We start from the raw sequence: 20,879 nt of genomic DNA, 5'->3' as shown, positions 1-20,879 counted from the left end.
TCCCTTACCCTACCGCTGCTAACGACATTTCTGCTTTGAGCGACTGGCCGCGCGAGGCGCCGACAACCGCGTCGACATCGAGAATGAGAGCGACGCGCCCGTCGCCGAGAATGGTGGCGGCGGCGATGCCCGGCACATGGGTGTAGTTGGCTTCCAGGCTCTTGATGACCACCTGGCGCTGACCCTGGATGGCATCGACCATCAGGGCGCGCTGGCCGCCGCCTTCGGATTCCACCAGAAGCGCCACGCCCTCGACCGGGTTGGCCTGGGTCGCGCGGAAGTTCAGGATGCGGCCGACATCGACCAGCGGGCAGAAGCTGTTGCGGATCGAGATCAGCCGGTGGTTCGCACCGAAGGAATGGATCGCCGAGGCTTCCGGCTGCAGGGTTTCGACGATCGCAGTCAGCGGCACGACCAGCGTCTGGCCGGCGACGGTGACCACCATGCCGTCGAGGACGGCGAGCGTCAGCGGCAGGCTCATGGTGAAGACCGAGCCGTGGCCGGGCTTCGAGGTGATGTTGATGCGGCCGCCGAGCGCCTGGATCGAACGCTTGACGACGTCCATGCCGACGCCGCGGCCGGAGATGTCGGAGATCTTGTCGGCCGTCGAGAAGCCCGGCAGGAAGATCAGGTTGTCGATTTCCTCGTCCGACAGGTTGGAATCGGCCGGGATGAGGTCGTTGTCGATCGCCTTCTGGCGGACCTTCTCGCGGTTGATGCCGGCGCCGTCATCGGCAAGCTCGATCAGGATGCGTCCCGAACGATGCTTGGCGGTGAGGCGGACCGTGCCTTCGGTGTTCTTGCCGGCGGCGGCGCGCTTTTCCGGCGTTTCAATGCCGTGGTCGACGGCATTGCGGATCATGTGAGTCAGCGGCTCGGCCAGCTTGTCGATAACCGTCTTGTCGACTTCGGTGTTTTCACCTTCGGTGATCAGACGGATCGACTTGCCGGTCATGTCGGCGATTTCGCGAACGATACGCGACATGCGCTGGAAGACCGGCTTCACCGGCTGCGCGCGGATCGCCATGACCGAGTCCTGGATCTCGCGGGTGAGCTGCTGCAGCTCTTCCAGGCCCATGTTGATCGAGGAGGTGCCGGTCGTGTCGTTTTCGATGACGCTCTGCGACAGCATTGCCTGGTTGATGACCAGCTCGCCGACGAGGTTGATCAGGCGGTCGACACGGTCGAGATCGACGCGGATCGTCTGGCCGGCGCCGGCGGCATTGTTCTGGGCGGCTGCGGCACTTGCAGCAGCCGCTGCGGCGGCTGCCGATTCCTTCTTTTCGACGCGGGCGGCAGCGGCTGCCATCTGCGTGACGTTGGAGGCGGTCTCGGCGGCGGCAACGGCGGCGGCGGCCTCGGCGGCGGCAGTGCCGGAAACGTCTTCGGCAGCACCTGCTTCGTCCAGGATCGACAGATCGAAGGGAACCGGCACCATCGGCAGTTCGTCGTTGCTTGTCGCCTCAGCCCTTGCTTCCTCGACCGGCTTCACCGTCAATTCGCAATCCCATTCGGCGAATTCGAAGACGGTGCGAATGGCGTCCTCGCCCTTGTCCGTCTTGATCGTGATGTTCCAGAAGAAATAGGCGCCTTCCGGATCGAGCTCATCGAGGCCCGGCAGCTCATCGCTATTGCAAAAGATGGTCATCTCGCCGAGGCGCGAAAGGTCGCGCAGCAGCAGCGTGGCGTCATTGCCCTTGGAATAGAGTTCGTAGCGCGGCTTGAAGATGATTTCATAGGCCGGCATGCCGGAGCCCGCATCGCCCTCGCCGCCAAAATCGTCGAAGGAAAAGGGGACCGGCTGAAAGCCGCTGTCGTCGGTCGGCTTGGGAGCCGGCGCCGGAGCGGCGGCTACGGGCTTTGCGGCGGCCTTGGGCGCCGGAGCCTCGGCGGCGGCCGAGGGAGACGGCAATTCGCCATTGGCCAGCGCCTCGAGCTCCTTGACGAGACCGCGGCTGCGGCTTTCATCGACGCTGCCGCCGTCGCGCGCAGCATTCGTCAGGTCGGCGAGCACGTCGGCCGACTTCAGCATCACCTTCAGGACGTCCTGGGTCGGCTCGAGCTTATTGGATCGAACGCAATCGAGAGTGGTCTCGAAAACATGGGCGAAGGCGACCAGATCATCAAGGCCGAAGGCGCCGGCGCCACCCTTGATCGAATGCACGGCACGGAACACCGCATTGACGGTTTCCGGATCGCGATCGCCATCATTCATTTTCAGAAGACCGGATTCCAGCTCGGCGAGCTGTTCCTCGCACTCCTGGAAAAAGATCTCTTTGATTTCGTTCATATCCATAGGAGCAAATCCTGGGTTTAAGCGGTTACACGCTCAATGGCATCGATCAGCTTGGCCGGGTCGAAAGGCTTGACGATCCAGCCGGTGGCGCCAGCCTGGCGGGCGCGGTTCTTCTTTTCCGCGTCGCTTTCGGTGGTTAGGACCAGGATCGGGATCGCCCGATATTTCTCGTTGCGGCGGACACCTTCGATGAAGCCGAAGCCGTCGAGGCGCGGCATGTTGATGTCCGTCACGATAACGTCAGGATTGGACTCTTCGAGAACCTCGAGACCCTCGACGCCGTCTTCCGCCTGAATCGTCTCGAAGCCGGCATTGTTGAGCGTCACGAGAAGCATGTTTCGGATGGTGCGGGAATCATCCACGGTAAGAACTTTTTTCTTCATTGCCGAATCTCCTTGGCAAGCAGGTGATCAATATTGACGCCCACCAGCTGCATGGTTTTCTGAAATGCGTCGGACACCTTGGAAAAGGTGAATGGCTGCTTGTCCTGCTCCCAGGTCTTCTCGGCGGACATCAGAACCTGGGCGCACAGGGCACCGATCCGTTCGACGCCGGACGCGTCTATCGACAGACCACTGCCCCTGAGGGAGAGGAGTTTATCGCGCAAGGCGGAAGCCTCGTTGAGGTCGAGCACCGCTGTCAGATCCAGCGTCTTGCCACTCTTCTTTGCTACCATCAGCTTTTCCTTGTCCCCTTGTCCCCGGCTCGAGAAGACGAGCTGCGGCAATCATCCGATAGGTTAGTAAACATTCCGCCCACCTCCGACGCTTGCGAAGGGCTGCGGAAGGCTAAAATCATCATTTTCGTATTCGTCCTCGGCCACAGCCGGACGGGCGGCGGCTTCGATGGCGCGCGGCGGCGTCCCGCGAACCGGCGCCAGGCGCCCGGCATTGGCGTTTTCCCGGGCGATGCGGAATTCGCGAATCGTCTGGCCGAGCTCGACAATGACCGTATGGAGGTGGTCGGCGCCTTCGGCCGAGCGCTCCGCAAGGCCGGCGCTGCCTGCCACTTCGCCGCCCAGGCCCTTGACGTCGGACGTCACGCTATCGAGGCTTGATGCATGTTCGCCGGTGCGGGTGGCGATGCCTGATATGGCGGCATTGATGTCGGTGACCTGGCGCACGATGCTGCCGATCGAATCCTGTGTGCGGCCGACCATCTGCACCCCGGCATCGACCTGCGCCTTGGTCGTCGTCACCAGCGTCTTGATCTCGCGGGCGGCCTCGGCCGAACGCTGGGCAAGCGCACGGACCTCCTGGGCGACGACGGCAAAACCGCGGCCGGAATCGCCGGCGCGAGCGGCCTCGATGCCGGCATTCAGCGCCAGCAGATTGGTCTGGAAGGCGATCTCGTCGATCGTGCCGATGATCTGGCCGATCTTTTCGGCCGACTGCTCGATATCGGCCATGGCGCTGATCGCACGGCCGACGACCTCACCGCTTTCCTCGACGGCGGCGCGCGTCGAGGCGGCGGCCTGCTCGGCGGCGCGGCTGTCGGCAGCGCCATCGCGAACGCTGGCGGCGATGCCGGCAAGCGCGGCGGCGGAAAGCTGCAGCCGGTCGGCCTGGCCCGACGCCGTGCCGGCGAACTGCCTGGACAGGCCGGCAAGCGAACCGGTCGCCGCTTCGGCCTTCAGCGTGCGTTCGGTGATGGCAGCAAACTCTGCATGGAGGCCATCCAAGGCGCCGTTCAGCGCGGCGGCAGTCGCCGCATGGGCGCCGTCGACGGGGGCGCGCCGCGTCAGGTCGCGGGCGGAAAGGCCTTCGATGACATCGCCGAAGATCCTGACGATCTCGGCCTCGTTGTCGGTGCGCTGATCGGCGAGCGCACGGCTCTGGGCGGCGCGCTGAGCATTGAAGCGCAGCGAGACGGCGATTTCCACATCGACCATGACGAGGCGGATGATCGCCGTCATCAGATCGGAGATTTCGCGGGTGCGGCGCTTGGCCGACGGCAGCAGCGGACGGCCGGCAATTTCCTCGGCGAGACCGGAAACGACATGCTCCAGCATGACGCCATGGCCGGCGACGTGCCAGCGCGGGTCGAGGCCGATCTTACTTTCGGTATCGGAGAGAACCTTGACGCGTTCGGCATAGAGGCTGTCGAACCGGGCATCCGTCAGCACGTCCCAATGTGAGGACTGCAGATCATGCAGGCGCTCGACCTGGCGCTCGCTGTCGAAATTGCGGGCGGCGTCGGGGAATGACTGGAATCTGTGGAAGAGATCGCGCAGGCCTGCCTTCAGATGCGCTTCGAGGGCCGGCCGGTTGCGGCGCACCAGTTCGCACTGGTCGGCATCGAGGCCGGCAAAGCGCAGGCGGTCGCGCAAGCTGCCTGCCTGCGCTCCACGAGCCTGATCTGATGGCATGTCCTGCCTCAACGCCTGTCCCCGACCCACTGTCCAGGCGATTGCCTGGTTAAAAACTTTCGCAGCATCCAGAGAAACGCAAAGCCTCGAGACGGTTCTCACCACCGGTTAAAACCGGCGGGTCGAAGCCCCCTGATCAGCTATGTTTCGGAGCTGTCTGAAGAGATGGATACCGGATCAACCCGGTACGGCGGGACGGCGTCATGCCTGGTGGGAACGAGTGCATCTTCCCATTCCGACGTGTAAACCAATGTTTATGGTTAATTCCTTGCTTGAAGGTTAATAAGCCCTTCGCATTGCCGGCTTTTGAAGCAATTCAAGGCCGTTGGCGGCAAATACTGCGGCGGAGTTGCACGGCTGCTACAAGGCACACGCAAGCTCCGTGTTATAGGCCGGTCGATAACCAAGACATGACGTCGACAAGGACAGAGCAATGATTGTTCTCGGATTGGGTGCCTGCTTGATTGCAATGACGCTGCTTGCCGCCGTCGCCCGCCTCGATTCTCTCGCCGCAAACCGCGATATCAGCGCGCTTCGGGTTTTCTAAAGCGCGTCCCTGCCCGTTGGCAGTCCGGCACCTTTGGTGTATCGCACTGGCGCCTTTCATGTCAGCGGAACACGTGGTTCATGTCCCCCAGATCTGGTCTTCTCATCGTTCTCGGCTTCACGCTCTGGCGCGTCGTCACGCTAGCTTTCGATCGGACGGACCTTTTCGTCGATGAGGCGCAGTACTGGTTCTGGGCGCAGAATCTCGATCTCGGCTATTATTCCAAGCCGCCGATGATCGCCTGGGTGATCCGTGGAATGACCGAGCTTTCCGGCTCCAATGCCATCTACTGGATCAGGCTCTCCGGGCCGCTCATCCACATGGCCGCGGCACTGGTTTTGATGAAGGTTGCCAAGCGTTTCGTCGGCCCGGAGATCGAGGGCTGGACGGCCGCCGCCTATATTACCCTCCCGGGTGTGGCACTTTCCTCGGTGTTCTTCTCGACCGACGTCATCCTGCTGTTCTTCATCGCGATCACCCTGCTTGCCTATTTCGGGCTGACACAGCGGCGCTCGGTCGGGCTGGCGCTGGTCATGGGCCTCGGCGTCGGCCTCGCCTTCCTGACGAAATATGCCGTGCTGTTCGTCGTTCCGGGCGGCGCGCTTGCCCTCCTCCTCATTCCGGCGGCGCGCATCGCCATCCGGGATTTCATCATCGCGGTTGCGGTCGCGGCGGTCGTCGCCCTGCCGAACCTCTGGTGGAACCTGCAGCACAACAATACGACGGTGCGGCATACGCAGGACATCGCCCATTGGAGCGATCTCGGCATCAATCTCCGTCGCGGGCTTGAATTCTTCTCCGCCCAGTTCGGCGTCGTCGGGCCGATCGTCTTCTTTGCGATGCTCTGGGCGGTCTATCGCATGATCAGGGGCAGGAGCGACGACCGGGAAAAGATGCTGGTCTGGCTGTCGATGCCGGTGGTGGTGCTGATCACGCTGCAGGCAACGGTCGCCAAGGCCTATGCCAACTGGGCCGTGACCGCCTATGTCGCCGGCACCATCCTTGCCGTCTGGCTGCTTTACCGGATGTGGCCGAAGGGCCTGCGACTGTCGCTCGGCATCAACGGCGTCGCCAGCCTGCTCTTTCCGCTGGCGACGATCTTTCCGCAGCAGTTGCTGCTGCCGAACGGCGACGAAGTGATGAAGCGCTATCTCGGCCGCGCCGAGGTCAGCCGCGAGACCGCCGCCCTCGCGGCTCAGGCCGGCACCGACATCATCGTCACCAACGATCGCGACATGGTCGCCGATCTTTTCTATACGCTGCGCGATGCCTCCTACAGGATCTATGCGCGGGCCCCCGCCGGCCTTCCGGAGAGCTACTATGAACAGGAATTCGCGTTGCCGGCCGACATCACCGGCAAGGTGCTTTACCTGACAATCGGGCCCGTCAGCTGCGCCTCCGAGACGCCCGAGGTGCTGAAGAACTGGCAGCCGACCGAGGGCTATTACAAGGGCAAGTCGCTCTCCGTCTACAAGGTCTCCGCCGCCTGCCTGGCGCCCTGAGCCAATCGATTCCGGTCTAGGGAATTATGCCGTGGGCAGGCAGAGGCCGGTGCCCGCCCCTTCGATCTCGACGAATCTGACGCCGCCTTCCTCGAAGGCGAGGCGCAGCTGCGCCTCCGTCGCGCGGTGGATGTCGTGATGGCGCCCCTCATAATCGCGGATGGTGCTGCGCGAGACGGCCGCCCTTTCGGCAAGATCGATCTGGGTCCAGTCAAGCAAGCCGCGCGCCGCCCGGCAGAGAGCCGGGGTCAGAATTGTTTCCCTTGCGCCTTGACCCATGATTACAACTTGCCCATATTGGTCGATATAAACCATATATGTCACATTATAAACGGGATTTCCAGATCGGGAGACAGCAATGCCGCACGATACGCCCTTGATTTCGACAATCGTCGGCGGCCTCGTGCTGGCTTTCATCTTCGGCGCGTTTGCCCATCGGCTGCGCATGCCGCCGCTGGTGGGCTATCTGATTGCCGGCGTTCTGGTCGGCCCGCATACGCCGGGTTATGTGGCGGACCAGAGCCTGGCGCCGGAGCTTGCCGAAATCGGCGTCATCCTGCTGATGTTCGGCGTCGGGCTGCATTTCTCGCTCAAGGACCTGCTGTCGGTGCGCGGCATCGCCGTGCCGGGCGCAATCGCCCAGATCGCCTTTGCGACACTGCTCGGCTGGGGGCTCGGCGCCTTCCTGGGCTGGCCGACCGGCGGCAGCCTGGTCTTCGGCCTGGCGCTTTCGGTCGCCTCCACAGTGGTGCTGTTGAAAGCGCTGCAGGAGAGGCGCCTGGTCGAGACGGAGCGCGGCAGGATCGCCGTCGGCTGGCTGATCGTCGAGGATCTCGCCATGGTGCTGGCGCTGGTGCTGATCCCGGCCGCAGCCAGCATCGGCGGTGAGGGTCACGCGCCGGTCGAGCCGCTCTCGGCCGGGCTGAACCGCCTGTTCGGGCTCGATCTCGGCATCGGCGGCATGATCGCCATGACGCTGGTGAAAGTGGCGCTGTTCGTGGCGCTGATGCTGGTCTTCGGCCGCAAGCTCATTCCCTGGACGATGCACCGCATCGCCCATACCGGGTCGCGTGAGCTCTTCCGGCTCGGCGTGCTGGCGATCGCGCTCGGCGTCGCTTTCGGCGCGGCCAAGCTCTTCGGCGTGTCGCTGGCGCTCGGCGCCTTCTTTGCCGGCATGGTGCTTGCCGAAAGCGAACTCAGCCATCGCGCCGCCCAGGAGAGCCTGCCGCTGCGCGATGCTTTCGCCGTACTCTTCTTCGTCTCGGTCGGCATGTTGTTCGATCCGAACATCCTGATCGACCGGCCGCTGCCGATCCTCGCCACCATCTTCATCATCGTCATCGGCAAATCCGTCGCCGCCCTGCTGATTGTGCTCGCCTTCAAGAAGCCGCTCGGCACGGCGCTGACGATTTCGGCGAGCCTCGGCCAGATCGGCGAATTCTCCTTCATCCTCGCCGCCCTCGGCGTCGAACTCGGGCTGCTGCCGGAGGAAGGCCGCGACCTGATCCTGGCCGGCGCCATCATCTCGATCATCCTCAATCCGCTGCTGTTCTTCCTCTGCGACCGCATGCGGCCGATGCTAGAAGGCGCAAAACGAGAGGAAGCCGTGGTGGAATCCGCCCCCTCCCCGGATGCGGCGGCCGCTCATGAAGAGGCGCCGCCCGAAGACGACGAGGTACACCCGACGGCTCTCCGCGGCCACGCCATTCTCGTCGGCTACGGGCGGGTCGGCAGCATCGTCGGACAGAATCTCAAATCGTCAGCCACACCTTTTCTCGTCATCGAGGATTCCGACAAGCGCATCGGCGAACTGAGGGCGCAAGGCGTCGAAACCCTGATGGGCAATGCGGTGATGCGGGAAACGCTCGACCTCGCCAATCTTTCCGGCGCCCGCAGCATCGCCATCGCCATCCCGAATGCCTTCGAGGCCTGCCGCATCGCCGAGCAGGCGCGCAGCGTCAATCCGTCGATCCTCATCGTCGCGCGCGCCCATTCCGATGCCGAGGTCGATGAATTGAAGCACTATGGCGCCGACACCGTCATCATGGGCGAGCGTGAAATCGCGCTTGGCATGGTTGACCGGCTCGCCCAAGTGCATCATGACAGTGTGCGCTATGAAGACGGGCATGGGCCTGCTACAATTATGACGGCGGATGAGCCTCCGCCGCCAAAAGAATGAGAGATTGGCAAGCTTTTGAGCCGATACGGGAGTGACATCGCCGGGACGGAGAAGGTGGAGCTGGACCAGCACCATCTGACCAGCCGTGTCGCCGCTTCCCTGCTTGTCGCCATCCTTGCCTATATCGGCCTGCTCGTCGGCGGCAATCTGGTCATTTCGCCGGCCGCCGCCGTCAATACGCTTTCCTCTTCCGGCCGGGATCCGCAGCCGCCGCAGCTGACCGCGCGCGATGCCGTGCGCGGCGTGCTTGCCACCGAGCGCAGGCTTGCGCCGAAGCAGGCGGCCCATGACGGCGGATCGCCCGCCCTTGCCGCGGCTCCGGTTGTCGATCTCGCCGGCTGGACCATTGCAGCCGCTTTTCCGGCATTTGATGCTCCGCGTCATGCCGCGGTCTCCAGGACCCATCAGCCGCGCGGACCGCCGGCTGCAGCCTGACGTTTGCGCCGAGGCGCTTCCGACATCTGACGACATGCCGCCAGCGCCCGAGCGCCGGCCCTCGATTATCTAAGGAATACAACATGCGTACTTCACCATGGCTGGTGTTCACCTATACGGTGATCATCCTTCTCGGCCTATTGATCGCTTTGCCGAACGTCCTGCCGCAATCCGTCCTTCAGCGCGTGCCGGCATGGCTGCCGCATGAGCAGGTGTCGCTCGGCCTCGATCTTCGCGGCGGCTCGCATCTCGTTCTGGAAGTCGACGAGGCGGATCTGACCAAGGAGCGGCTGCAATCGCTGCTTCAGGACGCGCGCCGCGTGCTGCGCGAGAAGGGCATCCAGCCGAAGGCCGTCGTGCGCAGCCAGAACCAGATCGTCGTGACGCTCGCCGATGCCACGCAGAGCGATGCCGCCGTCACCGACCTCAAGACGCTCGCCAACCCGATCAGCACCGGCCTCAGCGCCGGCCAGTCGGATCTTGATGTCATAGCGAACGGAGCGACCATTACCATCGGCTTCTCCAAGGCCGGCATCTCCGCCAATGTCGACAACGCCGTCCAGCAGAGCCTTGAAGTCATCCGCCAGCGCGTCGACCAGGTCGGCGTTTCCGAGCCGACCATTCAGCGCATCGGCGCCAATCGCGTGCTCGTGCAGCTGCCCGGCGCACAGGATCCGACGCGGCTGCGCCAGCTTCTCGGCTCCACGGCGAAGATGTCGTTCCATATGCTGTCGCCGAACAACCAGCCCGGCCCTGGCGTGACCATGCTGAAGGACGATGAAGGCCGAACCTATCCGGTGCTTGACCGCGTCGAACTCTCCGGCGACCGGCTTTCCGACGCCCGCGTCAGCTTCGACCCGAACACGCATGAGCCGATCGTCAGCTTCCGCTTCGACAGCGCCGGCGCCAGCCGCTTTGCCGATATCACCCGTCAGAATGTCGGCAATCCCTTCGCCATCGTCCTCGACGACAAAGTGCTGAGCGCGCCCGTCATCCGCGAGCCGATCACCGGCGGTTCCGGCCAGATCTCCGGCAACTTCTCGGCCGACAGCGCCACGACGCTTGCCGCCATGCTGCGCGCCGGCGCCCTGCCCGCCAAGCTGACGGTCATCGAGGAACGCACCGTCGGCGCCGACCTCGGCGCCGATGCCATCAAGATGGGTATCTATTCCGGCATCGTCGGCTTTATCCTCGTTGCAGTCTTCATCTTCGTTCTCTATGGCACCTGGGGCGTGCTGGCGAATATCGCGCTCTTGATCCACACGATCCTGACCTTCTCGGCCCTGACGCTGGTCGGTGCGACGCTGACGCTGCCGGGCATTGCCGGTGTCGTTCTCGGCATCGGCCTTGCGGTCGATGCGAACGTCCTCATCAACGAGCGTATTCGTGAAGAGACCCGCAAGGGCAAGGGCGCCTTTGCCGCCATCGATACCGGCTTCAATCGCGCCTATTCGACCATCATCGACGGCAATATGACCGCCCTGATCGCTGCGGCCATCCTGTTCTTTTTCGGTTCCGGCCCGGTTCGCGGCTTTGCCGTGACCATGGCGCTCGGCCTGATCATCTCGATGTTCACCTCGGTCGCCTTCGTTCGCGTTGCGATGATCGAGATCACCCGCCGCCGCAAGTTCAAGGTGCTGAACATCCGGCCGTTGATCCCATTCAGCCCCTATGACAAGCACATCGAATTCATGAAGGCGCGCTTCTTCGGCGTCACCGTTTCGGCGCTGCTTTCGATCGCCTCCGTCGTGCTCTTCATTCACCCCGGCCTCAACTACGGCGTCGATTTCCGCGGCGGCATCCAGATGTCCGTCAAGACCCAAGGGGTGGCCGATCTGGCGAAGTTCCGCGAAGGCCTTGATAGTCTCGGCCTCGGCGAAATCACACTGCAGTCCTTCGGCGACAAAAGCAGCATTCTCGTTCGCGCCCAGCGGCAGGAAGGCGGCGAAGAGGCGCAGACGGCAGCGGTGACCAAGCTCAAGGCCGAAGTCGCCAAGATCGATCCGACCGCCACCGTCGAAGGCACGGATGTCATCGGCCCGAAGGTCAGCGGCGAGCTTGCCTGGGCCGGCATCCTGTCGGTGGTGATCGCAAGCCTCGCGATGCTCATCTATATCTGGGTGCGGTTCGAATGGCCGTTTGCCGTCGGCGCCATCGTCACGCTGGTGCTCGACGTCACCAAGGCGATCGGCTTCTTTGCGATCACCGGCCTCGACTTCAACCTGACGGCCATTGCCGCCATCCTGACGCTCGTCGGTTACTCGGTGAACGACAAAGTCGTCGTCTATGACCGCATGCGTGAAAACATGCGGCTCTACAAGTCGATGCCGCTGCGCGAGATCATCGACAAGTCGATCAACGAGACCCTGGCACGAAGCCTCTACACCAATGCGACGGCCTTCCTCGCCCTGGTACCGATGGCGATCTGGGGCGGCAGCGCCGTCTCGAGCTTCGCCATCCCGATGGTCTTCGGCATTCTCGTAGCCGGCGCCTCGTCGATCTTCATCGCGGCACCGATCCTGCTCTTCCTCGGCGACTGGCGCCGCCGCCATGCCAAGGCGGCAGCGGCAACCGATGGCGCCGTCGAAATCATCCCGCCGGAACAGGGTCGCCCGCGCAAATCGGCGAGCTAAAATCCGCCTGATGACGCATCCTTGAAGAGGGCGCCGGTTGCAGAGCCGGCGCCCTCTTTCTATTGTCGATGACTGCAAGGATAAAATCCTGCAGCGATTCAAAGGATTACCGCGTCCTTGGCGCGTCTGATAGGATGTAGGGCGCTACAGCAAAGATCGGGGAACCCGCCAGATGTCATCAAACCCGACGAGACGACCGGAAGAGGACGATAGCAGCGAGGAGCGCATCAAGCGTTTTCTCGCAACCGCCTCGCACGATCTGCAATCGCCGCTGCGCCATATCGCCATGTATGCCGAACTGCTGCTCGACGATCTCGAGGGAACGCTCGACGGCGAACAGCTTCAGAGCCTCCGGATGATCATGGAAAAGGCGCAAGCCGCGCAGCGCCTGACCAAGGCATTGATGAGCCTTGCCGGCGGAGCGCCTCAGGTGACGCCCGAAGAGGTCGATCTGCAGGCGCTGGCCGAAAATGTCTGGGGCGAACTGACCGACGAAATCGCGGTTTCCGATGCGACGCTGGAAAGCCAGGGCCTGCCTTCCCTCCGGACCGACCCTGCCCTGCTCGGCCTGGTGCTGAGGCATCTGCTGACCAATGCGCTGACCTATCGCAGCGAAGCGCCGCTTCATGTGGTCATCAGCGCGGAGCGGGAGATGGCGGATTGGTTCATCCGGATTTCCGACAATGGGGCGGGCATCGATCCGGCCTATCGGGAGCGGATCTTCGAGCCGTTCTGGAAATTGCCGAAGGTGGGAACGGTGCCCGGCGCCGGCCTCGGACTGACGACGGCGCGGGAGTTTCTGGCGGCGCTTGGCGGCGATCTCAGCCTTGAACATTCGGATCAAAACGGCAGCCGCTTCCTCATCCGCCTTTCGGTCGCCTGAGCTTCACGAGCGCATCTTTTCAGATGCTGTAATCGTCCTTCCAAAAATCCGGGACGTCATAGTTCACATATTCGCGGATGATGTGCTGCAGCGTCTGGGCGTCGATTTCGTCCTTGCCGATGCGGAAATCGACGCCGTAATCCGGGAATTCTTGGAAATAGCCGCCCGATATGTCGGTCGAGACGACGCCGATCGGGCCGGTGTAGCCGATGCCGCGCAGTTCCGGCACCGTTTCGCGGAAATCGGCGTTCGGCAGCAGGCGGTTGTCAAGCAGGATGAGATCGAAACGCGCCAAGCGGATCTTTTCCAGCGCGTCACCGATCGATGGCGAATATTCAACCTCGACGGCCGGCTCGGAGAGATCGGCGATCTTCTTCTTGAGCGCACGGAATTCGATGAATTCGTCGTCGACGAAGAGAACCTTCACGGCATTCTTTCGCACAGTTTCGGTGGTCATCGACTTAATTTCCCCAATCCCGAAACCGGCTTCACGTGACCAAGCCGTTCCGCAAGGCGATCGCCACCATGTGAACGCGGTTGACGGCGTCAAGTTTGCGCGCAGCCGCGGTGATGTGCGAATTGACCGTATGTTCGGAAAGACCGAGAATGATGGCAATCTCAGCCGACGTCTTGCCTTCGCTCGTCCATTTGACGATTTCCTGCTCGCGCTGGGTGAGCCGCCCGGACATTTCCTGCGTCAGGATTTCCTCATAAAGCTTGTCGAAAATCCGCATGGCGTCGAGAAGCATATCGGCAATCTCGCTCTGATCCGGCTCCTGACGCTCGCCGCTGAGGACGAGGCAATAGCGCCGCCCCTCGGGGGTGAACAGCGGGATGAACAGAAAGACGCCGCTCAGGAACTCGTTGAACACGAGATCGGAGCGATAATCTTCCGGCCGTACGCTCCTGCCATGAACCGGCGTTGCCAGAAACTGGGCGGACTTTGCCCGAACGGTCCCGAGCGCTTCCTTCAACGTCGTGATGAAAAGACCGACACGCCGTTCGGCGACATTGGTGATGACGATATCGCGTTCCCCGAAAGGAGCCGAAGTCTCGGAAATGCGGGCAAGCGCGAAATTATCGAAGTTGTAGTGCTGTGCCGCCGACTTCAGCAGCCGGAAAAAATCGGTGCGGTTGATCGCCCGGCTCAGCTCCGGTCCGGCATGAAAGGGAATTGCCGGGGCGTTGTTCATTCCCACTCTTCCTCTCCTCGATGCCTCCGATCCCGAAATCTTGGGATATACGTCTTAAACGCGAAGAGCTACAAAAATTGCGAGACAGTTGATGACGAATATCGAAACGGGGACTTTCGGCATTCAAAGGCGGAAATCATCAATTATCTCAGCTACAGGTGATGCACGGGCAGATTTTACTGAGGGCAGTAGTTCTTACCTGGGTATCGTTTTCTTCCTGCATTCAACATCCAAGAATGCAGGAAGGCAGTGCCAGACGTAAGCGCGAGAGAGCCGACAGACCCATTTGGCTAAGGGGTTGGCTGATGTTCGTGGCGGCGAACGCGGGTCGATCGGTTCTCTCAGCGCTTATTTTGCCTATCATTTGCTTCGCTTCGGTTGCATCTTGTGGTGCGACCTCGACCTTGTCAATTGCGGTTTGTCAAATGGTTGGGACATGGGACGGGGAACAGGTTACCGGGCCTTCGCCGCTTCCTACAGCTCAAGATTGAGAATAATTCCGGCAAGATCAAGCGGCTTTTCCAGATAGGCGTCGGCGCCGGCCTCAAGCGAGCGCGCGCGGTCCTCGGCAGCATCCGAGCCGCTGCAGATGGCAAGCCGCATCGCCTTGAAACGGTCGTCCAGGCGCAGCCTGGTCACCAGGGCGATGCCGCTGTCGAGCGGCATGTAGAGATCGGCGACCAGCAGTTCCGGCAGCGCCCAGCCTTCCGCCGCCCGCTGCTCCAGCGCCGCCAGCGCCGTCTCGGCGGTCGAAAAACAGAATAGATCGACATCTATCTGCTGCTTCCTGCGGATATAGTCGAGATAGAAGAGATCATCCCTGCTGTCGTCGACGTAAATTATGGTTGGCATTCAGCACCATGATTTGGATATTGTTCGATGAACCTTGCTGTCCTTCGACGTCACGATATCGCGATTTCGCGAAAATTCGATCCTTCTTGTCGAAAAATCATTTCGGAAAAAGCGCAGCGCCGTTCTCCCCTGCCTATTGAGTATTCCTCGATTTCGGAAAAAATGGCCGCGCGAACCGAGGAGGACATGACGGGTGCAGGATAGTGGCAATGTGGACCTGCAGGACCAGCGCCAGCGGCAGCGCTACCGTGGCTTTGCGATTGCGGTCGGCTGCCTGATGTTCCTTCTCGGAATGAGCGCCCTTGCCGGCTGGCTATTGCAGATCCAGGTGATCATTTCGCTGGTTCCCGGCTTTCCGTCGATGGCCTTCAACACCGCGCTCTGCTTCGTGCTGTCCGGCCTGGGGCTTGCCGCCTCGACGCTGGCTGCCCGTCGTTTTCTGATTGCCGCAACGGTCATGACAGGGATTGCGGCGGCGATCGCCGCGGCCCGGCTCCTGGAAATCGTAACCATCGGCCGGACGTTCCACAATATCGACCTGCTGATCACCCGCTTCGTCATTCCGCCCGATTTCATCGCGCAGATCGGCGGCGGCATGGGCCCGAACACGGCGCTGGTCTTCCTGATCGCCAATCTTTCGCTGCTGTTCTCTCTCTACGTCGAGAGGAGAAGCCAGGTGGTGCAGGAGCTGACGAGCTACATCGTCATCACCCTCGGCATGATCGCGCTCGCCAGCTATGTCACCGATGCCGAACAGGGTTACCGCTGGGGGCCCTATGCGGCGATGGCGCTGCATACGGCGGTCGGCATGGTGATCTTCGGCTCAGGCCTGCTCGCGCGCTCCTGGTGGATGCAGCCGGCAAACCGGGCGCAGATTCCGCTCTGGATCCCGGCGGCGGTCTGCTTCACCGGCCTCCTCGTCGATCTCTATACGCCGCTCGGCGTTGCCAACGGCATTCTCTATGTGCCGCTGGTGCTGACGGCGCTCTGGTTCGGCAACAGGAATGCGCCGCTTTTTTTCGCGTTTGCCTGCACCGTGCTGTTGATGCTCGGCTTCTTCGCCGTCAGGCACGACGAGGCGGCATTCTGGCAGGAGATCGCCAACCGCACGATTACGGCTGCGACGCTCTGGCTGATCGCCATCCTCGTCTTTTATTTCATGCGCAACAATCATAACCTCGAAACCGAGCGCGTCCGTTTCGGCGCGCTGGTGCGCGGGACGCCCGATGCCGTCATCGTCATCGACGAGAGTGGAACGATCAGGAGCTTCAACCCGGCGGCTGAAAGCATGTTCGGTTATACCCCGCAGGAGACGATCGGCCGGAATATCAAGATGCTGATGCCCGAACCCTATCATTCCGAGCACGACGGCTATCTCGCCCATTACCGGAAGACCGGTGAGGAGCGCATTATCGGCACGACGCGGATGGTCTCCGGACGCCGCAGGAACGGCATCGTCTTTCCGATCGACGTTTCCATCAGCGCGGTTTCCACCGGCGATGCGAAGATCTTCGTCGGCATCGTGCGCGATATCAGCGAGCGGGCCCGGCAGGAAGAGCGGATGAAAACGACGCTTGCCCAGCTCGAGGCCTATACGGCCGAACTCGAGCGCAGCAATCACGACCTCGACGAATTCGCCTATATCGCCTCGCATGATCTCAAGGAACCGCTGCGCGGCCTGCACAACCACTCCCGATTCCTGCTGGAGGACTACGAAGACAAGCTCGACGACGACGGCGTGCGCCGGCTGAACCGGCTGGTGCGCCTCAGCCAGCGCATGGAAAAACTCGTCAACGACCTGCTGTATTTCTCCCGGCTCGGGCGGCAGCAGCTGGCGGTCAAACGCAGCGATATCAGCCTGATCGTCAAGGATGTCGTCGCAACCATGGAACTGCTGCTCGAGGAACGCCATGCCAAGGTCATCATCGACGGCCAGTTGCCGGATGTGGTCTGCGACGCGCCGCGGCTGACCGAGGTGTTCCGCAATCTCATCACCAATGCGATCAAATATAACGATAAACCGGCGCCGCTGGTGTCGATCGGCTATCTCGATCGGTTCGTCGGCCAGGACGGCACGATTGCCCGCAACGTGTTTTTCGTCCGGGATAACGGCAAGGGCATACCCCAGGAATTCCATGAGGATATTTTCCGCATTTTCAAACGGCTGGAAAAATCGCAGGATTCCGACGACGGCACCGGAGCAGGCCTCACCTTCGTCCGCAAGATTATCGCCCGGCACAATGGCGATATCTGGCTGGAATCCGAGGTCGGCACCGGCACCACATTCTACTTCACTCTGGGAAAAAAGCGCGAGGGGCAGAATGCAGCAGCGTGACACGCAACCGATCCTGATCGTCGAGGACAGCGAAGACGATTTCGAAGCGACGATGCGCGCCTTCAAACGCACCAATCTGCGCAACTCGATCCGCTGGGCCGCCTCGGGGCAGGAAGCGCTCGACATGCTGGCCGTGATGGTGCCGAAACCGGGGCTGATCCTGCTCGATCTCAATATGCCGGGCCTTGACGGCCGCAAGACGCTGGAGGCGATCAAATCGAACGCCGGCTGGCGCAAGATCCCGGTGGTGATCCTCACCACCTCCGACGACGAGCGAGATATCGAAGGCTGCTATGCGCTCGGCGCCAATACCTATGTCCAGAAGCCGGTCGATCTCGACGGGCTGTTTGCGGCGATCCAGCGGCTGAAGGAATACTGGTTCGAAATCGCCATCCTGCCGCTCGAGGACTGACACTTTGGCGGAAGAGTGCGTCATTCTCATCATCGACGACAATATTGACGATCGCGAGGTCTATCGCCGCATATTGGGCCGCGTCTCCAGCACCGCCTATAGCGTCCTGGAGGCGGAGACAGGCGAAGAGGGTCTTGCGCTGAACGGCCGCAAACGGCCGAACTGTATCCTGCTCGACTATTCGCTGCCGGGTCGCAACGGGCTCGGCGTTCTGGCCGATATTCTGGAGAACGATCCCGCCGCCAACGTCATCATGCTGACCGGCCAGGGCAGTGAAACCGTCGCCGTCGAGGTGATGAAGAGCGGCGCGCGCGACTATCTGACGAAGGATTCGCTGTCGCCCGAAACACTGCATCGCTGCATCCAGAACGCCATCATGCACGGCATGCTGGAAGCGCAGTTGGAGCAGAAGCGGCAATCGCTCGAGATCTTCACACGCGCCATGGCCCATGATCTGAAGGAGCCGCTCAGGACGATCAAATCTTTCAGCCGCATCCTGCACGGTTCTGCAGCGCTTCCCGCCGACGACCGGGAACTGCTCGATTACGTGCTGAGTGCCGCCGACCATATGGAAGACCTGATCGTCAAGGTCTCGGGCTTCACCAGGCTCGAAGCCTCCGGCGGGCCGGAGCTCACGCCGGTTTCGCTTTCTGCCGTACTCGACCAGGTGGAGGACAATCTGCGCCAGCAGACCGAAAGCCGCGGCGCGATGATCATCCGGGGCACGCTGCCGGAGGTCATGGGCGATGCGACGCTGCTGACTCAGCTCCTGCAGAACCTCGTGTCGAATGCCATCCGCTATTGCGAGCAGAAGGTTCCGGAGGTCACGATCTCAGGCGAAGCCCATGGCGATTTCTGCCGCCTTACCGTCCGCGACAACGGGCCCGGCATCGATCCTCAGCATCGCGAACTGATCTTTCAGCCGTTCAAGCGACTCGTCGGTCGCGGCATTGAGGGCACCGGGCTCGGCCTTGCCATCTGCCGCCGCATCGCGCAGCTGCATGGCGGCTCGATCTGGTGCGAGGCGGAGGATGGCCCCGGCGCCACTTTCGTTCTCGACGTGCCGCTCGCCGGGACGAGGCCCGAGCCGCCCGCTGCAGCGGCCATCCCGCACAGCGGCAGACCGGCGGAGCAGCCGGGCGAAGGCGAAGGCAGGCTTGCCGAAGTGCTGTTGGTGGAGGACAGCCCGGCCGATATCCAGCTTCTGAAGATCAAGCTGATGCGGCGGGAGAAGGTGAATTTCAATCTGCATGTCGCCACCAACGGCCGCGAGGCGATGCGGCTGCTCGATGAACGCGCCGGTATTGCCGATCTGCCGCAGATCGACCTGATGCTGCTCGATATCAACATGCCGATCATGGACGGCTTCGAGGTGCTGCGTGCGCTTTCCAACGATGTCCGCCTCAACCAGATTCCCGTCTGCATTCTCAGCACCTCAAGCGATGAGACCGACCGGCAACGGGCCAGAAATCTCGGTGCGCGCGCCTATATGGTCAAGCCGCCGACCCTGCAGCAACTCGAAGAGGCGCTCGAATATGTCGATCATCTGGAATTGCTGCAGCGCGGCGATTCGCTTGCGCTTTGTGCGGAACAAAACTAAGCGATGGTCATTGGCAACGGTATGACCTTCGCAGCTTTCATACTCGCGCTCCTGACGACACCGCTTCAATCAGGACTGCTTCCGATGGTATCAGGCATACATCACGTCACGGCCGTCACCCGAAAGGTGCAGGCGAACGTGGACTTTTACGCAGGTTTTCTCGGCCTGCGGCTGGTCAAGCAGACGGCCGGCTACGAGGACGCGACGCAACTCCATCTGTTCTACGGCGATGCTGTGGGGACACCGGGTTCGCTGCTTACCTTCCTCGCCTGGGAAGACGGTGCGCCCGGCCGGGCCGGCTACGGCCAGATCAGCGAAATATCACTGTCGATCGACCCGGCCAGCATCGGCTACTGGCTGACGCGCGCCATGAGCTTCGGCCTGCGCTCGGAAGGACCGGCCGATGAATTCGGCGAGCCCGTGCTCCGGCTGAAGGATCCCGACAACATCATCCTCAAGCTCGCCGGCGCAAAGAGCCTCACCTCGCCGGCGGCTTGGCACGGCGCCTCGATCCCCGCCGAGCACGTTATCCAGCGCGTGCGCGGCGCGACCATGCTGACGGAGAAGCCGGCTGAGAGCCGCAGCTTTATCGAGAGCCATTTTGGTTACCGCTTCCAGGCCAATCGCGGCACGATCGACAGGCTGGTTTCGCAGTCCGGTGACGTCATCGACGTGCGCGATGCCCGCGGCTTCTGGGCTGGCGCGCCGGGCACCGGGACCATCGATCACGTCGCCTTCCGCGCTGCCGACGAGGAGGCACTGCATTCCGTCCGCAAGGCCCTGGAAGCCACCGACGCATCGCCGACCAACCTGCATGACCGCAAATATTTCCGCTCGCTCTATGCCCGCGAGCCCGGCGGCACGCTGATAGAGCTTGCGACCGACAAGCCGGGCATGATCGTGGATGAAGAGCAGGCCGCTCTTGGGACGAAACTGTTTGCGCCGCCCGAAGCGATCACCAATCTCCATGACCTGAAGGTCGTGCTGCCGCAGTTTGCAATGCCCGGCCAGCCGCGCATCAATTACCGAGAACTGCCGTTCGTCCACCGTTTCTATACGCCGCCGGATCCCGACGGCAGCGTCTTCGTGCTGCTGCACGGCTCCGGCGGCAACGAGACGACACTGATGCCGCTGCTGAACAAGGCGGCACCGCGGGCGACGCTGCTCGGCGTGCGCGGCCGGGCGACGGAGGAAGGGTTTCCGCGCTGGTACAAGCGCATCACCCCATTCTCCTTCGACCAGAATGACATCAAGACCGAGGCGGAGGCTTTCGCCGCCTTCATCGAGGGCGCGGTCAAATCCTACGGGCTCGATCCCCAGAAGGTCGTCTATGTCGGCTACTCCAACGGTGCCAACCTGTTGAACTCGCTGCTCTACCTGCACCCGAACCTGGTTCACAAGGCGGTACTGCTGCGCTCCATGCCGGTGCTCAGCGACTATCCGCATGCCGATCTCAAAGGCACCGACCTGCTCGTCATCAGCGGCAAGACGGATGCCTACGGCAAATATGCAAGCGAGCTGGAAGACCGGCTGAAGAGTTCGGGCGCCACGGTCGATTCCGACGTCATTCCCGGCGGCCATGATCTCGGCGATGCCGATGTGCCGATCATCCAGAAATGGCTGCTGCAGGAAAACCGCTGACGA

18 protein-coding genes are annotated in these 20,879 nt (G+C 62.3%); 10 read left to right on the top strand and 8 right to left on the bottom strand.

The features are described from left to right. Positions 1 to 4 precede the first annotated feature (4 nt). From FHX14_RS27920 to FHX14_RS27905, 4 genes are all read right to left on the bottom strand, one after another. Positions 5 to 2,296 carry a chemotaxis protein CheA gene (locus tag FHX14_RS27920; RefSeq protein ID WP_054183732.1) on the bottom strand — a complete coding sequence of 764 codons (2,292 nt, stop codon included), beginning with the start codon at positions 2,294 to 2,296 and terminating at the stop codon, positions 5 to 7. 17 nt (positions 2,297 to 2,313) lie between these two features. Next, a complete protein-coding gene (cheY1, locus tag FHX14_RS27915; RefSeq protein WP_003570362.1) occupies positions 2,314 to 2,679 on the bottom strand; it encodes a chemotaxis response regulator CheY1 in 366 nt (121 codons plus the stop codon). Further along, the gene (locus FHX14_RS27910) at positions 2,676 to 2,972 is read right to left on the bottom strand and encodes an STAS domain-containing protein (RefSeq protein WP_003588585.1); all 297 of its coding nucleotides are present in this window, start codon (positions 2,970 to 2,972) and stop codon (positions 2,676 to 2,678) included. Before FHX14_RS27910 ends, cheY1 begins: the two co-directional genes overlap by 4 nt. A gap of 63 nt (positions 2,973 to 3,035) precedes the next feature. Then, complete coding sequence (locus FHX14_RS27905; protein WP_184380121.1) at positions 3,036 to 4,664, bottom strand: globin-coupled sensor protein; 1,629 nt, start codon at positions 4,662 to 4,664, stop codon at positions 3,036 to 3,038. Between the two features lie 627 nt (positions 4,665 to 5,291). Between FHX14_RS27905 and FHX14_RS27900 the strand changes: the two genes are divergently transcribed. Further along, on the top strand, positions 5,292 to 6,713 hold the full coding sequence (locus FHX14_RS27900; RefSeq protein ID WP_184380120.1) for a glycosyltransferase family 39 protein: 1,422 nt from the start codon (positions 5,292 to 5,294) through the stop codon (positions 6,711 to 6,713). Positions 6,714 to 6,737: 24 nt separating this feature from the next. Here FHX14_RS27900 and FHX14_RS27895 read toward each other — a convergent pair whose 3' ends face one another. After that, positions 6,738 to 7,037, bottom strand: coding sequence for a helix-turn-helix transcriptional regulator (locus FHX14_RS27895; protein ID WP_037073313.1), 300 nt, complete (start codon positions 7,035 to 7,037; stop codon positions 6,738 to 6,740). A gap of 34 nt (positions 7,038 to 7,071) precedes the next feature. Here FHX14_RS27895 and ybaL point away from each other — a divergent pair, with 34 nt between their 5' ends. The 4 genes from ybaL (at position 7,072) to FHX14_RS27875 (ending at position 12,843) form a co-directional block, all read left to right on the top strand. Beyond that, positions 7,072 to 8,892, top strand: a complete 1,821-nt coding sequence (gene ybaL, locus FHX14_RS27890) for a YbaL family putative K(+) efflux transporter (protein WP_184380118.1) — start codon at positions 7,072 to 7,074, stop codon at positions 8,890 to 8,892. Positions 8,893 to 8,946: 54 nt separating this feature from the next. After that, positions 8,947 to 9,327 carry a hypothetical protein gene (locus tag FHX14_RS27885; protein ID WP_003588596.1) on the top strand — a complete coding sequence of 127 codons (381 nt, stop codon included), beginning with the start codon at positions 8,947 to 8,949 and terminating at the stop codon, positions 9,325 to 9,327. Positions 9,328 to 9,410: 83 nt separating this feature from the next. Further along, a complete protein-coding gene (gene secD, locus FHX14_RS27880; protein WP_003588597.1) occupies positions 9,411 to 11,960 on the top strand; it encodes a protein translocase subunit SecD in 2,550 nt (849 codons plus the stop codon). A gap of 172 nt (positions 11,961 to 12,132) precedes the next feature. Next, positions 12,133 to 12,843: an ATP-binding protein gene (locus FHX14_RS27875; RefSeq protein WP_003588599.1), complete on the top strand. Its 711-nt coding sequence runs from the start codon at positions 12,133 to 12,135 to the stop codon at positions 12,841 to 12,843. Positions 12,844 to 12,862: 19 nt separating this feature from the next. Here FHX14_RS27875 and FHX14_RS27870 read toward each other — a convergent pair whose 3' ends face one another. From FHX14_RS27870 to FHX14_RS27860, 3 genes are all read right to left on the bottom strand, one after another. Continuing rightward, complete coding sequence (locus FHX14_RS27870; protein ID WP_003588601.1) at positions 12,863 to 13,300, bottom strand: response regulator; 438 nt, start codon at positions 13,298 to 13,300, stop codon at positions 12,863 to 12,865. 31 nt (positions 13,301 to 13,331) lie between these two features. Then, a complete protein-coding gene (locus tag FHX14_RS27865; protein WP_003588603.1) occupies positions 13,332 to 14,036 on the bottom strand; it encodes a LuxR C-terminal-related transcriptional regulator in 705 nt (234 codons plus the stop codon). 474 nt (positions 14,037 to 14,510) lie between these two features. After that, positions 14,511 to 14,888: a response regulator gene (locus FHX14_RS27860; protein WP_003588604.1), complete on the bottom strand. Its 378-nt coding sequence runs from the start codon at positions 14,886 to 14,888 to the stop codon at positions 14,511 to 14,513. Between the two features lie 27 nt (positions 14,889 to 14,915). On the opposite strand from FHX14_RS27860, the gene FHX14_RS27855 reads away from it, so the two are divergent. The 5 genes from FHX14_RS27855 to FHX14_RS27835 are packed head-to-tail and all read left to right on the top strand — an operon-like array spanning position 14,916 to position 20,876. Then, positions 14,916 to 15,092 carry a hypothetical protein gene (locus FHX14_RS27855; RefSeq protein WP_156339786.1) on the top strand — a complete coding sequence of 59 codons (177 nt, stop codon included), beginning with the start codon at positions 14,916 to 14,918 and terminating at the stop codon, positions 15,090 to 15,092. Next, the gene (locus FHX14_RS27850) at positions 15,082 to 17,223 is read left to right on the top strand and encodes a PAS domain-containing sensor histidine kinase (protein ID WP_003588606.1); all 2,142 of its coding nucleotides are present in this window, start codon (positions 15,082 to 15,084) and stop codon (positions 17,221 to 17,223) included. Before FHX14_RS27855 ends, FHX14_RS27850 begins: the two co-directional genes overlap by 11 nt. Next, positions 17,210 to 17,635 (top strand): response regulator, encoded by a 426-nt coding sequence (locus FHX14_RS27845; RefSeq protein WP_003584210.1) that lies wholly within the window; start codon positions 17,210 to 17,212, stop codon positions 17,633 to 17,635. Before FHX14_RS27850 ends, FHX14_RS27845 begins: the two co-directional genes overlap by 14 nt. 4 nt (positions 17,636 to 17,639) lie before the next feature. Beyond that, positions 17,640 to 19,235, top strand: a complete 1,596-nt coding sequence (locus FHX14_RS27840) for a response regulator (protein ID WP_003588608.1) — start codon at positions 17,640 to 17,642, stop codon at positions 19,233 to 19,235. Positions 19,236 to 19,256: 21 nt separating this feature from the next. Continuing rightward, complete coding sequence (locus FHX14_RS27835; protein WP_172643253.1) at positions 19,257 to 20,876, top strand: VOC family protein; 1,620 nt, start codon at positions 19,257 to 19,259, stop codon at positions 20,874 to 20,876. The last annotated feature ends 3 nt before the right edge of the window (positions 20,877 to 20,879 follow it).

Origin of the sequence: Rhizobium sp. BK619, from assembly GCF_014195245.1 — a bacterium.
GTDB classification, from domain to species: domain Bacteria; phylum Pseudomonadota; class Alphaproteobacteria; order Rhizobiales; family Rhizobiaceae; genus Rhizobium; species Rhizobium acidisoli.
This window is presented reverse-complemented; position numbering and strand designations above follow the sequence as displayed.